Genomic DNA, 15654 nt, shown 5'->3' with positions numbered 1-15654 from the left:
CATAAGTGTTGAAGCCTTCAACACTCTGAAACCAGTCGGCAAGTGTTGGAGCCTCCAACACCCTGGTGCCGGTCGGTGAGTGATCGGGTAGAACCTAATGCACTGATGGGAAGGAATGAGGCTAACGTCGTACGTGCATAAGTCGACGACTAGAGACTCTCAGGGACAACTAGTGTCTCCCATACCCCCATGCTGCCAGGAGAGAATGTCAAAGCTTTGTAGATCCAACGACCACTATTTTGCTTCATTCCAAAAATGAAAGCGTGAGGTCTAAGCGAGTCCTTAGGCCTTCCTTCAAAGTTATCGTACTTACCATAGCCAAAGTGCTTCTGAGTTTCACCCGTTACACGATGATCTGTAACTGACATTTTGCGATGCGGGGCACTTCCAATAATCTGTGTTCGTGCGGCTGCTCGTGTTCCTGAACCAGAATCAAAGTCGAACGCACCATTTGCATCGCTAGCAATATGAAGAACCAGGTTATCTGTAATCACGAACTGACAACCCGTCAACTTCGTAGTCAGAAAAAATTGACACTTTGATTTTTCAAACCAATGACGCTGAGCATATACCGTTGTTCCTTTTTTCCATGGCAACCAATATGCGGGAACACTACCTGGTGTAGGTTCAATGGAGCCAGAGAGGGTCACGCTCATACCCTTGCGGTATGCGCTGACATAGAGCAGACCTCCATTATTCGCTCCAGGCGGCTTTAGCTCTCCTTGGAGAGTGACGTCATCCCGTATATAACCTAATGCACTGGGGCCATCGGACTGCTCATGTAGGCTGGTCCAAAACTCTATGTCGACATAGCCCGTATCCTCTTGAGGGCTTGAATCTCCAAAGTCGAGAAGAGCTGAAAAGTCTACGTTATTAAGCGAGTCCGAGTCTGAGTCTGAGTCTGACTCGGAACCCGAGCCTGTTCCATTTGGGGGCATAGCCTGTGCCTCAGACACTGTTTCGATTTACTTGAACATTAGCTCGATAACTCGTTGCGTCAATATCGACCATTTTCGGAATGCCCCATCAGCCTTGCCTGTGAAACCTTAAGACGAGGTATCAACACCCCGGAGCCAGCCGGCGAGTGGTGAAGCCTTCACCAACCTGGAGCCAGTCGGTGAGCGATGCGGCCCGCATCACCCTGGAGCCAGTCGGTGAGTGATGGGGCACCAACACCAGACTGACCTATGGAGGCTCCATAGGTCGACGAGCACCAACCTGACCTGTGAAGGCTTCACAGGTCGACACTCGATTCAGCGGCACCGGGTTATTGGTTTTCTATAGCAAGCCCTCTTCCTTGCAGGCGAGATTGCTCGCGTACCGATAAATGCAAGGAGCCCGAGGCGTATGACTGGCAAAGTACCCATGTGGAAACAGGCACTGAACTACCACAAGCAGATGTACCCGGATGATTTCGGCGTGGTGGTGAAGGATGAGCACTATTACCCCAAGCTGGCTGAGCTGCTGATCACTCGGCGAACCCAGAAGGCTTTCAGCTATTTGGATATTGAGCCAATCGAGTCCAGTCTGATGGTGTCGCGCAGCAGCCCAGTTGTGGTTCGGGCGCAGAGTGGCAACAAGCTGATGTTCAAGGACGCCTCGGGCGCCTTTCGTGTGCGCCTGAGTAAAGACGAGGTTGTCCATATTGTGCGTTGCCGGCTCAACGGCTCGCTGTGCATTGAGTACGCCGTTGGCCGGCAGAGCGCGATACTTCAATTGCACAACCTCTGCCGCACCGGATCGAAGAACCTGCGCCGCAACCTCCCCAAGAAAGGGTTGTGGGACTGCGAGAAAGACAATGGGCTGATCTATCACAGGCCAAAGCCTTCGCTGGTGAAAGAAGCCTCCGCCTTCTCTGGGCATCCCCAATACGAAAATCTGGAATCGGACTTCATCCAGTTCTTTGAAGACATCGACTTCTACACGCGCTACGGCCAGGCAGGCATGCGCAAGGTTCTGATGGCAGGGCCACCTGGTACTGGGAAGACCACCCTCGCCCGTGTACTCGCAGCGAACTACAGCAGCAAGTACGCATTCATTCAGGCGGACGGCAGCACTTTTCGGGATGTGTGTTATGAGGCCGCACGTCGCTCCACGCCAACCATCGTGATCGCAGAGGAAGTCGATCACCTCTACAAGGGTTATGCAGGCGCCGAAATTCTCAGTTTCCTGGATGGAATCAAGACACCCAGGAATGTCGCAGGCACCTACGTCATCTTCTCGACCAACTATCCCAAGCATATTGATGAGCGAATCCTCAAGCGCCCTGGCCGCATAGACCGTGTGATACCTGTTGGGGCTTTCCGGCGAAAAGCTGCGGCTCTATGCGCCCAGCACTACCTACCAGACGATTGCCATATACCGGCCAAGGATCTGGGAGCCGCTCTCGATCGCTGCACTGCTGCTGAGATCAAAGAGATCATCGTGACCGCCTTCGGTGTTACCCGTGTCACCCGAGAAGAGCTGACGGCCAAGACCTTGGAGCACGCCCGCGAACTGCTAACTGGCCGGCTGAAACGAGCGGCAGAGACGTGTGAAGAGGACATGGATGATCGGCAGAACGAGTTCAAGGAGCACGGCCCCGGTGTTGATCACGATGAGCTCATCGAAGAAGTCAGCAACATGAAGGACTGACCTGAACCTGGCTACGAACAAGGACGTTCAGAAACTCCCCCCTCTTGGGCTTTTGATTATCCGTTGAGTGGCGTAGCGGCTACATCGACCATCGGCGCACAACTCCTCACAACGTCATCAGTAGGAGGCCTTGTGGCCGAAAACATCGCTCTCAACCTCGGCAGTCTGCGCAGCGACATGAGTATCACCATGCATACTCATCACGCTGCCCGCTTGTGGTTCGGTCGCCGCAAATCCGAAGAGACCGGACAAGCCCACACCATCATCGGCATGCCTCGCTTCATCACGCTGATGGATCAGATGAAGAACGCAGCAGCACAAAACGACCCCTATGCAGATCACTGGCTCATACGCATGGAGGAACGCCTGGAGGCAGCCCGCACCGAGATCCAGCAACTGGCACAGCAAGTCGATGAACTGCTGAAGAAGGTGCCGCCAGCAATCAGCATTGCAGAAAACCTCAACGTCCAGCCGGTTCGACTACCGCTCTTCATTGGCTGCCAGCTGGGCTACATCGGTGTCTACATGCTCACTGAATACGACACCCTCGCCCGTCGCATTCTGCTGGCCCATCACACGGCCCTGATCGGTCGCAAGCTCATGGAGCAGATGCTCGATCGGGGAGCTCACGAGATCCGCAGTTGCTATGGGCTGGCCCAGCAGTACCGCCATGCCGGTGTCACTCGCGACGACATCGCAGCCAACAATGCACGCGCACGCGACGCAATCGAGAAGTTCGGCCAACTGCCCCAGGACGTATTGGAAGGCACTGTGCGCTCCAGCTACGCACCTGCGCTGCCGCAACTGCGCAATGGCACGGCCTCTGCCGCAGATCAGGATGCCGACGATTCTGAACTGGAGCAGAGCGCAGATCCGGAGGTTGAGGGCGAGGGTGAGCCCGATGGCGCATGACCTCTCACAGGAAGGGGCGAACGACCTCTACCGGCGCATGGCGCACGACTCCTCCCTAAAAGGCCTTTTAAAACCTTTTAAGGGTAAGGGGGACTACCGCGAGTTGGAGCAGAGCGCGAGGGAGGCATTGGTCACGTTGAACCAGATGATGGATCGTCTGGTGAGCGTTTCTGATCACCAGCAGATAGCTCACCGCAACATCGTGCTCCGGGTTCACAAGGCCAAATCAGGTGTCGGGTACCTGCGCTGGCGAACCATGCGTCACGCAGCAGAGCAGAGCATGGGATTCCAGCTCTGGAAGAAGGTGGTGCAAGACCCGCTCACAGGCCCACAGACCCGCACAAATTTGCTCATTCTGGAGAAGCAGCGAATGGCGCTGAACATGCAGGCATCAGTCATGCAGTACATCGCGCGCCAAGCCGCCGAATGCGCCCAGAAAGCTGAAATGGCCGACCAGGCTTTCTCCCTCAACTGAATCATCACAACGCAATAGCGCAAGCTACAAGGAGGCTTCATGGCAGCACCAGTCAATGGCTGGGTCGGCAACATCGGCTCGGATCCTGAATTCCGCGAGTTCCCGAACGGCAACGACCAGCCGCGTCGGCTCTGTCGACTCAACGTGTACTTCGACAATCAGGTTCCGGATGGAAAAGGGGGGCGCGAGGATAAAGGCGGATTCTGGATGCAAGTGGAGTGGTGGCACCGCGACGCCGAGCGTTACTCGCAACTGCTCCAGAAGGGCATGCGGGTGACGGTCTTCGGTCGACAAGTGAAGGATACTTGGCGTGATCGTGACTCCCAGGAGGAGAAGTCAGCGTTGAAGATTCAGGCCACCCAGGTCACTGTTGGCCTGCACCGAATCGCTGATATCGTAATGGAAGCGAAACAACCTCAAGGGCAATCTGGTCAAGCACCGCGTCAGGATCGACCGGCACAGCAGCAAAGCCAGGACTATCCCGAGACCTTCGACGACTACCCTGCTTAAAATCGCGTTTATCGCCAAGCCCCTGGATAACTGGGGGCTTTTTCATCGTGGAGCAGGCGTCCATGCCCAGAAACTCTACCTGTACTGACAACCGCCGCTTCAACAATCCCCATGCAGCAATCTTTGAGGCCGGGCGCAAAGCAGCCATTTCAGGGCTGCCAGTTCATTCGTGTCCGTACTCCCATCATCCGTTGAAGGCTTCCTGGCTGCGTGGTTACAGCGCAGGCAAGCAGATGCCGCTGCTGATCTAGTCGCACCACTTGCTCACGACAAACCCACGGCAAGTGGATTAATGATTACCTCTGGCCCCTCCTCACAGCCTGTTGAAAGCTGCAGCTTGGGAATCAGCTAAAAACGAGGCTAATCATGAATCACGATCAAATACTCAAGAATCGCGCCGAGCTCAACGCTCAGGGCGCCACGGCGACAGATTGCCAGAGCTGCGATAACCACCTGGTCTTCGTTCTCAAGGATCAGCACCATGAGTTCTCGATGGGGCTGACAACGATCCTGCAGTGTTTGAGGTTTGCTGAGGATCAGGGCGCTATCCCTGATCTACCGGAGGACTGGTGGGTCGCTGTAAGAGGTCGATATGATCTCTCCCACAAGCGCTGAGAGAGACCCTACCCAGGATGGATGAATTCAAACTGACAGTTGATCAGATTGACGGCTCGAAAATTGACAAGGATATTTTCGAGGAACAAACACGCTGTCGTGAACCTTGGTATCAGCCAGGAACAATGGGGCGCGACTCTCATTTTGCGGTTTGCCCGGCCTGTGACAATCCAATCCAACTCATTGGATTGTACGAATTGCCGCCCAATGTGCAGCAACCGTTTGGGAAGCACATGGTGACAGGCGTCAAAGGCATCGCTCCGCTGGATGACGAGGCCAAAGAGAACTGCCCTTACTTCAATCCAAGGCAACACGATAAGTCTTCGCGCAAAGCCCGATTTGATGGGGTTCCCCGCAAGATCGTGAAGCTGCTGATCGAGCACTTTGACCGCGTCGCCTACATACTCGAAAAACAGACAGGCCTAGTCCTTTCGACAAATGCTCTAGGCAAGATGCTCGATAGGTATGTCGGGGAACGTGGGTTCATGTACTCGGGAGCTACTCTGCGCAATGTCCCTTGGGTTTTTGCGTATATGTCCAACGCCACCGACCTGTTCAACCAGCGCGTTTCTGGTAACAGCGCATTGGTTGAAGCGATACGTCAGCATGTCCCGGGTGCTGACATCAGCAAGGACGGTCGGCTGATATCGAAAGTCCCGGCAGACGATTCAAAGCCAATATTCTTCGATTTGAAGGTCAATTATCTCAAGCATCGCTTCAGCAAAACATCCAACAATGCTGGCATTACTGAACGCATGGTGATGAACGTCTCCCTGAAGGTTGGGGGTGGTTTTGAAGATATCCACCAAGAAGCGATTGATTTTGACTACAGCGAATTCGACCGGCTCATTCGCATACCGGAGGGTAAAGGACACCGCCGGATGCACTTAGTCGAGTTGGCTAAACAAAAGCTCGGGCATCTACTGCAGTAATCGAGGTGGTGGCTTTGAACTGTTAATTCCCCTTCCACCAAAAAAGACCTTTCCATTGAACGACTGACCACCACTCAAGAACCATGCGGCCTACGTCATCCGTTAGGCGCATGCTCATGACTGTTCTTGTGATTGTTGAGTCGCCGGCAAAGGCAAAGACTATCCAGAAGTACCTTGGCTCGAGCTACGACGTGCGGGCCAGCATAGGGCACATCCGAGACCTCCCCGAGGGGGCTCTTGGAATTGACTTGGAGACATTCTCGGCTGAGTACAGGATCTTGCCAGGTAAAAACAAAGTCGTGAGCGGACTTCGCGCGCGCAAAGAAGCTGCCTCTGAGGTTCTGCTGGCGACTGACCCTGATCGCGAAGGGGAAGCGATAGCCTGGCATCTGGCACAGGTTCTCGAGCTGGAGAACCCGAAAAGGATTACCTATCAGGAAGTCACGAAGAAGGCTCTGTTGGCCGCCATCGAGACGCCCCGCGGACTCGACATCGCGAAGGTCAACGCTCAGCAGACTCGGCGAATGATTGACCGCTTTGTGGGATGGCTTGTGAGTCAGCGGATCTCCGCGCTACGGGGGCAGAGGCTGTCCGCTGGCCGGGTGCAGAGTGTCGCCGTCTTGCTAGTGGCTGAGCAGTGTCACAAGGTCGGCCAGTTCAGGGCGGTGTCCCACTTTGGAGCCGAGATCCATTTGCCTGGGCCAGATGGAGCCTGGAAGGCGAAGTGGCAAACGAAGGCACTCCTGCAGCAGCGCAACCTGGAATACTGGCTAGATGGCGATTTTGCCCAGCGTGTCGCCAATTTGAATCGATTCAAGGTCATCACCTGTGATCAGAAAGCTCGCTCAGAGGCTCCGCCAGCCGCGCTCACTACCGACACCATGATGGTGGAGGCGTCGAGCGTGCTCAAGCTCGATAGTGACGCGACAATGAAGGCGGCGCAGAAGCTCTTCGATGCAGGCCTCATCACCTACCACAGAACGGACAGTCCCAACCTATCGGCGACTGCCTTTACGGCAATCACCGAATACTGCAGCAGCAAAGGCCTGCCGGTTGTTGCCGAACAGCGTTTATGGGACTCGGCCGAGCTGGCCCAGGAGGCGCACGAGGCTATAAGGCCAACAAACTTCCAGATGCTTGAGGCAGGCGACGACGCCCAGCAGCAAGCGCTCTACCAACTGATATGGCGTCACGCCGTCGGTTCCCAGCTTGAGAGTGCGGTGTGGAATATCCGCGTCGCGCACCTGCAGGCGATGGACGAAGTTGATGGGGTAACACCCATTTTCGCAGGCACAGGCAAGGTCTTGGTGAAGTCAGGGTGGCGTTCAGTGCTGCAGACCAGCTCCGCAGAGCAGGACGGACAGGAGCAGGACGCAATGAAAAACCCTGTTCCCCTGCTCGAGCCAGGCCAGTTGCTGCAGCCATTATCTGGCCGTCTGCTGCAGCTCAAGACGTTACCGCCGAAGCTCTTTACCGAGGGGAGTTTGATCAAGGCTCTCAAGGCGCAAGGCATTGGACGACCAAGTACATACGCAGCAATCATCAAGACGATCAAGCAACGAGACTATGTGCGGCTCAGCAAAGGTTACTTCCAAGTCACTGAGCTGGGGCTGATCGTCCTCGCCAGTCTGGTGAACCAATTCAGCTTCATGCAGCTCGATTTCACCAGGAAGATGGAGGAGTTGCTCGATCAGATTGCACGCTCCCAGATCGAGCACATACCCGTGATTCGAGGCTTCTATAACCGTATTGCCCGTGAGCTTGAGGGCGTGCAGATCCAGGCAGCCACATCGCATCCCTGCCCAGACTGTGGTCGTCCCATGTACCTCAACCCCAAGGGAAAATTTGGGCCTTACTGGGCGTGCTCGGGCTTCAAGGAGCATGGTTGCAAGACCATGTTGCCCGACGTGGACGGGGTTCCTGGGCAGAAGAAGCCGGCAGGTGCTGCGCCCATTCCCACGGATATAGATTGCCCCAAATGCAAGAAGGGAAAGCTGGAGCGCAGGACTCGTCCCTCTATGCCTGGAGTCAGGGGCTACGACTTCTTCGGGTGCAACAGGTACTCCAAGGGATGCAAGTTCATCTGCAACGTAGAGAATGACCAGCCGATGCTTGGCGTTGGAGGGGATCAATGACTCCTGTGCTGATTGGCTACGACTACTGGCGTCGCAAGAACGATCACAAGAACGAGCTTGTACAGTGGGATCCCAGCCGGCTGGCCAACCACCATATCGGGATCGCCGGCACATCTGGCGCGGGTAAAACACACTGGATCCGCAACTTCATCCAGGGCCAGGCTGATGATGTGGTGATCGACATCTTTGATTACCACGGCGATATCGAAGTACCTGGCGCCAAGACCGTGCTGTTCAGCGAGTCCACCAAGTATGGCTTCAATCCGCTGGTGCTGAACCCGGATCCACACTTCGGTGGGGTGAGGCGCGCCATCAACGACGTGATTGCGGCCATCGGCAATACGTCCAGGGCACTCGGCACCAATCAGGAGGGCGTCCTTCGAGCGCTGTTGACCGACGCTTACGCGCTCAAGGGGATTTCGGCTACCAACCCATCCACCTGGTATCGGAATGAGGCCACTGACGAACAGATCAAGCAGCTCATCGAGGCACACGACTGGAACGGTCTTCGTCAGGTCTACCCGACGCTCCACGATGTCACCACTCTGGCCCGCCGGAAGCTCAAAGCCCTCTGGATGGGGATTGAAGACAAGGAGGATGGGCGGCAGGTGCTTACGGCCTTCGACGAATTCTGTCGCGTAATGGCGACGCTGAATAAGCGCAGGATGAAGAATGCCACGCAAGCCGCTGACGAAGCGGAACTGGCACAGCTCGACAGCAAGCTCGGTAGCATCAAGATCCGCGCCCTGGATGGCTTCAGCACATTTCTCGATCGCATGCAGTCCGGTCGCGAATTTGAAGAGGTCGTTAAATACAACTCCCGCGATGTCCTTTTGAGCGTCATCAATCGCCTAGAAAACCTGCAGGCGATTGGTATCTTCAACAGCAATCCGCCGCCGTTCGGCAAGGCCCGAATCCGGCGCTACAACCTCAAGCCAATTGCGCAATCTGAAGACGAGCTACGCATGTTCGTCCACTTCCGCCTGCAGGCAATCATTCGCGAAGAAATGCAGCGCGGTGAGTCCCATGGGCGAATCAGGCGTTTCGTTGTGATCGATGAGTGCGTGCTGTTCAACGATGAGTCTAGGAGCAATCCGATCAACGTCATCGCCAACCAAATGCGGAAGTTTGGCCTGGCGATTTTGCAGGCCGGACAGTCGCCCACTCACATGAGCGAGGAGTTTCTCTCCAGCGCCGGTACGATGCTGCTGCTCAACCTCGCACCAACCAATTGGGACAGTGCAGCTCGTCGACTGAAGATCGATGCAAAAATGCTCCAGTACCTGCAAGCACAGCATACCGGAGCAGTCAGACTGACCGAAAAAGGACAAATACCTGCATTTCGGCAGGTTTATTTCGCCTGAATGGTTGAACTGCCATCACGTCGTGACGATAATCCGAGTCAACGATTTCACCCGCTGGCAACTGGCGCTCAGTTGTGCCCTAGGACAAGCGGCTCCCGACTGACACTCGCCGGTCGTTATGTCCAAACCCAAGCACGCCATCACTCAGGGAAGCGCGTGCGAACCCAGCACACCGTGCACACGAAGCCTCCAACTTCCGGGTTCTGAGTTTCCTCTCCTTCGGGCCGGACTGGTGTTCTGACCCTTCCTTTTTACCTTTCAGCGTCGTGAGACGGTTGTCGTGGGCCTCCCTGAGGTGGCCCACGACAACCGCTCTTGCGGACATATTCATTGCCGGTGCCCGCCGGCGAACACTGGGATCCGTTTGTGTGCGGATGCATGCCTGAAAATGCCGATCCAGGTCACACGAGGGTCGGATGTTAGATGCGTGATCTTGCGAGGGGCACAAGTCTCAACATGGTGGCCATCCTGCTCTTCGCTGTGCCCTAAAACGCACAGCAACCTAGTCAAAACACGCCAGCCAGCGGCCTCATAGCTGGCCAGAATTCCAAGCTGCTGTCGTTGACAGCAACTTCCCAAGCCTGTCACGCATCCGGTGGCGCAGGCGGTCGCCGTTGGCGATGGATGCTCACTCAACTCAACCCCAACAGGGCGCTCTCCTGTGGGGGGCGCTCCAATCCCAATTGGAGAAACGCCATGAATCTGAACAATGCCCTTTCGCTCCCCTCAAACGAATTGCACCTGGTGCAATCCATCCTCGACGAAGCCATTGCTATGCACACCGATCCTATTGCAATTCGTGATCAGGTAATCGACGTGCTTCAACTCAATCTGCAGCAATCCAAGGAATTCGTGCTCGAGCGCTTCGGCGGCATCGTGGACGAGTTGATCAAAAAAGCTGACGATGAAGAATGCCTGCCGGTTTACCGGGGTACAGGTGACGCTGCCGTGGTCGAACGCCGGATTGATGCTCTATATGGTGTAGCGGTGAAGACCTATCCAACCTACGAGACGATGGTTCAGTCTTCCTTCTCTGAGGCTGTGCGCGATGAGTTCGGCGAGGACGAGAACGCCAACCCAGATGTGGCCTATGCATATGCCTATGCCCGAGATGCCTACGGTTACCTCTCCAGCGAAGAGCTGGAGCGGGTAAACGCTGAAGCAGCCAAAGAAGGCATCTGCCAACATGGCCTGACTTCCTCGACCTGCCCGTGTGGTTGTTTCGAGTACGAACCTGAATGAACAACAGCCCCCCGAATCTGGGGGCTTTCAGGTATTGACAATGACTGAAACTGCACCCATATTTTCAACCGTGTGTTGCTGACGTTGTCGGCTCATGCCCAGGCAGTAAGGATCTTCAAACTGCGTCCGCTGTTGCGGTGATCCACTTCCCTAGTCCGTTACGCATCCGGTAGTACGGACAGTCGCCTCAGGCGATGGATGCCTCTTCCTCCGAACATCTACTCACCCATGCGGGAAACACTCTCCCGCATGGGATACGTGTTTCTCCGCTTTCCCGTACCTGGAATCTGGAGAACCACCATGACTACCAACACCAACGCTCAAAAAAGCTTCTTCGACCTGCACATCACTGGCCTCGGCTATCTGAACCGTATCCGCGAAGTGCCCATCCGCAAGGGAGAGCCCTTCCTGGCGTGCGATATCGTTGCCCTGCACGGTGATGCCACCGCACCTGAAAAAACCCGGTTCGACTGCAAAGTCGCTGGCGGTGAAGCTGACAAGCTCATCCGTCGTTGCATGGCAGCCGTTGCGGCCGAGAAGAAAGTCCTCATCGGCTTTCGTCTCGGTGACCTGACCCCTGATCTCTTCACCTACAAAGGTGGTGAGAAGAAGGATCAACCCGGTGTCAGCCTGAAAGCCCGCCTGCTGTTCGTTAGCTGGATCAAGGTCGACGGCGAGCTGGTTTACAAGGCAGAACCGAAAGGTGATGCAGAGCAATCCCAACAAGCTCAGCAAACTGCTGCAGAGCCGCAACAACCCGCACCAAGCAGTCAGCAGGAAGCGCCTGCCGCTGCAAGCTTCTGAACAACCGGCCCTCTCCGAGGGCCATCACTGATCTCAGCTAACCCATCCGGGGGGCACCATCCCCCCGCTGGCGGGCTTGGTGTTCTCCAAAAAATCCTTTTTGGAGAATCCATCATGAGCAACGCCAACATCCAAGCTGTAGAACTGCCTGCCCTGCCGGAAGTCACCGAGATTTCCGAAAGTGATGCCCTCGAGGCGCTGCTCGAAACCGAGCAGTTCTGCGAGTACGCCTGGGCCGTTCTGGCCGCTTAATGTCTGACCTCAAGGCACCTTCGGGTGCCTTTGGCTTTTACATGCTTCCTAACCTCAACCCTCGCGGGAATCACTTCCCGCATGGGATCAGTGATTTTCTGCTTTCTGGAGAATCACTATGAACACTCATAACCTGGTTGCCTTCCTCGCTGCTGCACGCACTGGCCAGATCCAAGAGATCGATCCCGAAGTGTTGCAGCGTTATGGCCTGGATGGTTCTGTGCTGCACCTCACGGTCGAGAATATGGCTGACCACCTGGTTGCCCATGACCGATTGCTTCATCAAGAGCACAAGCAGGACGGGTTGAAACTCGCCCAGTTGGCCCAGCTCGAGATTGAGCGCCTGCAGAACGAGCTCGAGATTCAGCGCGAGCGCTTGCAGCATGAGCGGGCATGGGCAGACGGTCAGATCCAGATGCTCACCCACCGCTGTGATCAGTACGAGGCAATCCTTCCCGGTCTGTCGGGTGGAAACACTCGCTGGATGTCCTTCCGCACCTGGTGGTTCGCTATCGGCGTTCTGTTCCTGGTGCTGTGGGCTTTCAAGTCGGACTACGCGGTGGACAGCTTGATCTTCTCCATCGGCTGGATTGCTTCCTACTCGGGCGTGTTCCTGGGCAAGGTGCTCAGCTTCTGCATGAAGCCGCTGCGCGACCTGATCCGACTGCCGGCGCTACGCAAGTATGCGCCAAGGCTAGAGCGTGATCGTCCTCAACCTGTTCGTGTTGGCTGACATGACCTCAAAGGCACCTTCGGGTGCCTTTTTCATTTTTCGTTCCCCAATAAATTAATTCCCGCCTTCGGGATTTTGATTCTTCGTTGTTGCGATAGGGGCAAGACGCAACCCTATGCGCATACCGAAGTTGGAGAACATCCTGATGCGTCACACCCTGCTGCTCGCCATGGCTTCAGTCGCTATGGCTGGTTGCGCTGCTCAGCGGCAACCAGCACCTGCAGAGCCTGCTGAAGTCATCTCAAACCCGACCTTCATCGCCCCTGATATCTACGCAGAAAAAGGCTCGATGAATCCTGGCCGGGAGCGTGACCAAGTCAGGAGTGGGCGCTACACGCTCACCAGCACTCTGCCGCTGCTGTCTCAGGAAGACCTGATGTCGCAGATTATTGAGGTCACAATTCCCGGCACGCTGAATCCGACTGTTGGAGATGCCTTGAAGCATGCATTGGCACGCTCCGGGTATTCACTCACGGCCCCGAACGCAGTGACGGAAGTCCTGTACTCCCGGCCACTGCCGGCAGCGCATTACAAGCTTGGCCCCATGAAGCTGCGCGATACCCTGCAGGTGCTCGCAGGGCCGGCCTGGAGGGTGCAGGTCGATGAGGTGACTCGGCAAGTCCAATTCAGCCTTCGATCCGGCTATCAGGTGCCGGCGCGGCAGACCGCTGCTATTGCCAAAGTCGAGCCCACCAAGCCTCAAAAGCAGGCGCCGCTTTTATCCAGCGAGTCCCTTCCTGTCACCACACGCCCCGCAGCTAGCGTTGTGAGCACCGAGCAAAACCCCGTGGAGATCGCCAAGGATGGCTCAACTGCGCCTGTAATAGGTGTTCCCGCGACAACGATGAAAGCCCCGGCTAGCGGTTCGATCTCTGTCTCTAAGACTGCAGGAATCAGTAAGCCACCTTTACCGATCACGTCGCCAACTGTAGTGCCACAGGTACGCGAGATTTGGGTCGCTGAAGCCGGATCCACGCTTCGTGACAGCGTCGAGGCCTGGGCCAAGAAAGCTGGCTGGAAAGTGATCTGGGATCAGGATGACCTCAACTACCCGATCGCTGCTGCCTTGAGGTTTGAAGGCTCATTCAAAGACGCGATCTACCAGTTGTTTCCCCTCTACGACAACGCCCCTCGCCCGTTCATCGTGGACGGCAGCTCAGTTCAGCAGATCGTGCACATCGCCGAGAGGAAGAAGAAATGAACCGACGCACCTGGATACACCTGGCGACAGTGCAAGCACTGGTGGTTCTGCTATCGAGTTGCACCCTCCAGCGCGTTGACGAATCCATCAGCCGCACTGAGCAGACTGGTGCGACGGCACGTCAGTACACGGCGCTGCTGCGTAACCAGCGGGCTGAGTCATCGCGTGAAACGGTTGTATTCAGTGACAAGCCTTGGGTCTCGACGCAGCCCTTGATCACCAAACGCGGGCTGCCGCAGTCGTTGAATCGCGACATCGCATACCGCCCTTCATCCCCGGTGACAATCACAGAGGTTGCGCAGTACGTCACGTCGGAAACCGGGCTGCCTGTCGTCGTAGCACCGGATGCAATCAATCCCAGCATTCTCGACAGTGCTCCCACAGCGTCTACCCAGGTTCCTGGTAGCTCGAACACTGGCACCTCAGCCAGTGGCTTGGAGGGACTCTTTCCGGGAAGTGCCTTATCGCCGGCCTCGGCAATGGCTTTTTCGGGCAATAGCTCGCTGGGACTGCCCCAGACAATCCAAGGATTGAAGTGGGCTGGGTCTGTATCAGGACTACTGAACCAGGCCACCAGCCGTCTTGGCCTGAGCTGGCACTACGACCCCGACATCAAAGGGGTTCGGATCACCTACTTCGATACGAAGGTCTTCGATGTATGGGCTTTCGGGGACGACCAGGAGATCGAGAGTACAGTCCGCTCGGGGCTGACCACGTCTACTGGATCAGCAGCCGGGATGTCCGGAGGCAACTCATCCGGTACTGGCGCCTCTGGCGAGTCCGGTAGCAGCCAGAGTACCAAGGTAAAAATCGTCACCTCGCTACTCGGTGACATCGAGTCGAACGTCAGGTCAATGCTGAGCACGCGACCGGCCGGGCGCATGTTCCTGTCGCGGACAACCGGAACGCTAACCGTCAGTGATCGCCCCGAGGTACTGCGTCGAGTCGATGCTTACTTGGCGAGTATCAATCGCAGCATCACTCGACAGGTTTCCTTCAACGTCACGGTCTTCGAGGTAGTCCTGACCGACCGCGATCAGCTCGCCTTGAATTGGTCTGCGGTTTATAAATCGATCTCCCGCAATTGGGGATTCCAGCTTGCCAACACTGTCGCGGGCATCGGCAGCGACGCCGTGACAGGCTCGGTCGGCATCCTGGATACGGCCAATTCGCCCTGGGCCGGTTCGGAGGCGGTGATACAGGCGTTGGCGCAGCAGGGGCGGATCTCGAACATCCGTACGCCGAGCGTTACAACCCTGAACCTGCAGCCTGCCCCCATTCAGATCGGCAACGTGCAGAGCTACATCGCGTCAAGCACGACCTCGACAACGGCTTCGGTTGGCTCCACCACCTCCCTGAATCCCGCGACCATTACCAGTGGCTTCAACATGATGCTGCTGCCCAAGGTGCTCGACCGGGACAACCTGCTGTTGATGATCAACCTCAGCATGAGCAGCAGGCCTACCTTTCAGACGTTCGAGAGCAACGATTCACGCGTTCAAACCGCTGATTACGACACGAAGAATGCCGCCCCGAAAGTGAAGCTGCGTAGCGGGCAGACCTTGGTGTTGACGGGCTTTGAAGAGAACCGCGAAGACGCCACACGATCCGGGGTCGGTAGCGCTCGATTCCTGGGGCTCGGCGGGGGCCGATCGAGGACGTCGGAGCACAGCGTTCTGGTCGTGCTGGTTACCCCCATTGTCGAGGTGGATGGCACGAGCAGTCAGAGCCAATACGTGCCCAGCATCCGTAACGCTGCGAACAACCTGGTCGCAAATGAACCCGCTATCGGGCTCATGAACTGTCGCCAGCCCCTGCGCGCCTGCTCTGTCTTCTGAGGAATTG

16 protein-coding genes are annotated in these 15654 nt (G+C 56.3%); 15 read left to right on the top strand and 1 reads right to left on the bottom strand.

Annotated elements, in window-relative coordinates; genetic code table 11:
- Window positions 1-149: 149 nt before the first annotated feature.
- On the bottom strand, window positions 150-656 hold the full coding sequence (locus tag ACSVIK_RS05845; RefSeq protein ID WP_442443425.1) for a hypothetical protein: 507 nt from the start codon (window positions 654-656) through the stop codon (window positions 150-152).
- A 691-nt stretch (window positions 657-1347) separates the two neighbouring features.
- Between ACSVIK_RS05845 and ACSVIK_RS05840 the strand changes: the two genes are divergently transcribed.
- The 15 genes from ACSVIK_RS05840 (at window position 1348) to pilN (ending at window position 15647) form a co-directional block, all read left to right on the top strand.
- A complete protein-coding gene (locus ACSVIK_RS05840) occupies window positions 1348-2634 on the top strand; it encodes an AAA family ATPase (protein WP_442443424.1) in 1287 nt (428 codons plus the stop codon).
- Window positions 2635-2766: 132 nt separating this feature from the next.
- Window positions 2767-3546: a PFL_4669 family integrating conjugative element protein gene (locus ACSVIK_RS05835; RefSeq protein WP_442443423.1), complete on the top strand. Its 780-nt coding sequence runs from the start codon at window positions 2767-2769 to the stop codon at window positions 3544-3546.
- Entirely contained in the window at window positions 3536-4021 is a 486-nt protein-coding gene (locus ACSVIK_RS05830) for a DUF3158 family protein (protein WP_442443422.1), read from the top strand. Before ACSVIK_RS05835 ends, ACSVIK_RS05830 begins: the two co-directional genes overlap by 11 nt.
- 39 nt (window positions 4022-4060) lie before the next feature.
- Window positions 4061-4531: a single-stranded DNA-binding protein gene (locus tag ACSVIK_RS05825; protein WP_442443421.1), complete on the top strand. Its 471-nt coding sequence runs from the start codon at window positions 4061-4063 to the stop codon at window positions 4529-4531.
- Window positions 4532-4593: 62 nt separating this feature from the next.
- Window positions 4594-4782 carry a ribosome modulation factor gene (locus tag ACSVIK_RS05820; RefSeq protein WP_442443420.1) on the top strand — a complete coding sequence of 63 codons (189 nt, stop codon included), beginning with the start codon at window positions 4594-4596 and terminating at the stop codon, window positions 4780-4782.
- A gap of 115 nt (window positions 4783-4897) precedes the next feature.
- On the top strand, window positions 4898-5146 hold the full coding sequence (locus ACSVIK_RS05815; RefSeq protein WP_442443419.1) for a hypothetical protein: 249 nt from the start codon (window positions 4898-4900) through the stop codon (window positions 5144-5146).
- A 17-nt stretch (window positions 5147-5163) separates the two neighbouring features.
- The gene (locus ACSVIK_RS05810; RefSeq protein WP_442443418.1) at window positions 5164-6078 is read left to right on the top strand and encodes a hypothetical protein; all 915 of its coding nucleotides are present in this window, start codon (window positions 5164-5166) and stop codon (window positions 6076-6078) included.
- Between the two features lie 116 nt (window positions 6079-6194).
- Window positions 6195-8213, top strand: a complete 2019-nt coding sequence (gene topA, locus ACSVIK_RS05805) for a type I DNA topoisomerase (protein WP_442443417.1) — start codon at window positions 6195-6197, stop codon at window positions 8211-8213.
- Window positions 8210-9577, top strand: coding sequence for a helicase HerA domain-containing protein (locus ACSVIK_RS05800; RefSeq protein ID WP_442443416.1), 1368 nt, complete (start codon window positions 8210-8212; stop codon window positions 9575-9577). Before topA ends, ACSVIK_RS05800 begins: the two co-directional genes overlap by 4 nt.
- A gap of 696 nt (window positions 9578-10273) precedes the next feature.
- A complete protein-coding gene (locus ACSVIK_RS05795; RefSeq protein ID WP_442443415.1) occupies window positions 10274-10819 on the top strand; it encodes a hypothetical protein in 546 nt (181 codons plus the stop codon).
- 300 nt (window positions 10820-11119) lie between these two features.
- The gene (locus ACSVIK_RS05790) at window positions 11120-11623 is read left to right on the top strand and encodes an STY4534 family ICE replication protein (protein WP_442443414.1); all 504 of its coding nucleotides are present in this window, start codon (window positions 11120-11122) and stop codon (window positions 11621-11623) included.
- Window positions 11624-11737: 114 nt separating this feature from the next.
- Window positions 11738-11875, top strand: coding sequence for a hypothetical protein (locus tag ACSVIK_RS05785; protein ID WP_268179468.1), 138 nt, complete (start codon window positions 11738-11740; stop codon window positions 11873-11875).
- Window positions 11876-11993: 118 nt separating this feature from the next.
- On the top strand, window positions 11994-12608 hold the full coding sequence (locus tag ACSVIK_RS05780; protein ID WP_442443413.1) for a hypothetical protein: 615 nt from the start codon (window positions 11994-11996) through the stop codon (window positions 12606-12608).
- 115 nt (window positions 12609-12723) lie between these two features.
- Window positions 12724-13809 carry a PFGI-1 class ICE element type IV pilus protein PilL2 gene (gene pilL2 / locus ACSVIK_RS05775; protein WP_442443412.1) on the top strand — a complete coding sequence of 362 codons (1086 nt, stop codon included), beginning with the start codon at window positions 12724-12726 and terminating at the stop codon, window positions 13807-13809.
- Complete coding sequence (gene pilN / locus ACSVIK_RS05770; RefSeq protein WP_442443411.1) at window positions 13806-15647, top strand: PilN family type IVB pilus formation outer membrane protein; 1842 nt, start codon at window positions 13806-13808, stop codon at window positions 15645-15647. Before pilL2 ends, pilN begins: the two co-directional genes overlap by 4 nt.
- The last annotated feature ends 7 nt before the right edge of the window (window positions 15648-15654 follow it).

The sequence above is a fragment of the Pseudomonas sp. NCHU5216 genome (genome assembly GCF_052156495.1).
GTDB lineage: Bacteria > Pseudomonadota > Gammaproteobacteria > Pseudomonadales > Pseudomonadaceae > Aquipseudomonas.
Note: the sequence above shows the minus strand (reverse complement) of the source record. Positions and strands in the feature narration are given on the sequence as shown.

Excerpts from the sequence above, each read along its gene's own strand:
- ACSVIK_RS05795 (WP_442443415.1), top strand. The coding sequence starts at position 10,274 with ATGAATCTGAACAATGCCCTTTCGCTCCCCTCAAACGAATTGCACCTG.
- ACSVIK_RS05845 (WP_442443425.1), bottom strand. The coding sequence starts at position 656 with ATGAGCGTGACCCTCTCTGGCTCCATTGAACCTACACCAGGTAGTGTT.
- topA (WP_442443417.1), top strand. The coding sequence starts at position 6,195 with ATGACTGTTCTTGTGATTGTTGAGTCGCCGGCAAAGGCAAAGACTATC.
- ACSVIK_RS05790 (WP_442443414.1), top strand. The coding sequence starts at position 11,120 with ATGACTACCAACACCAACGCTCAAAAAAGCTTCTTCGACCTGCACATC.
- ACSVIK_RS05785 (WP_268179468.1), top strand. The coding sequence starts at position 11,738 with ATGAGCAACGCCAACATCCAAGCTGTAGAACTGCCTGCCCTGCCGGAA.
- ACSVIK_RS05810 (WP_442443418.1), top strand. The coding sequence starts at position 5,164 with ATGGATGAATTCAAACTGACAGTTGATCAGATTGACGGCTCGAAAATT.
- ACSVIK_RS05825 (WP_442443421.1), top strand. The coding sequence starts at position 4,061 with ATGGCAGCACCAGTCAATGGCTGGGTCGGCAACATCGGCTCGGATCCT.
- pilL2 (WP_442443412.1), top strand. The coding sequence starts at position 12,724 with ATGCGCATACCGAAGTTGGAGAACATCCTGATGCGTCACACCCTGCTG.
- pilN (WP_442443411.1), top strand. The coding sequence starts at position 13,806 with ATGAACCGACGCACCTGGATACACCTGGCGACAGTGCAAGCACTGGTG.
- ACSVIK_RS05780 (WP_442443413.1), top strand. The coding sequence starts at position 11,994 with ATGAACACTCATAACCTGGTTGCCTTCCTCGCTGCTGCACGCACTGGC.
- ACSVIK_RS05800 (WP_442443416.1), top strand. The coding sequence starts at position 8,210 with ATGACTCCTGTGCTGATTGGCTACGACTACTGGCGTCGCAAGAACGAT.
- ACSVIK_RS05820 (WP_442443420.1), top strand. The coding sequence starts at position 4,594 with ATGCCCAGAAACTCTACCTGTACTGACAACCGCCGCTTCAACAATCCC.
- ACSVIK_RS05830 (WP_442443422.1), top strand. The coding sequence starts at position 3,536 with ATGGCGCATGACCTCTCACAGGAAGGGGCGAACGACCTCTACCGGCGC.
- ACSVIK_RS05815 (WP_442443419.1), top strand. The coding sequence starts at position 4,898 with ATGAATCACGATCAAATACTCAAGAATCGCGCCGAGCTCAACGCTCAG.
- ACSVIK_RS05840 (WP_442443424.1), top strand. The coding sequence starts at position 1,348 with ATGACTGGCAAAGTACCCATGTGGAAACAGGCACTGAACTACCACAAG.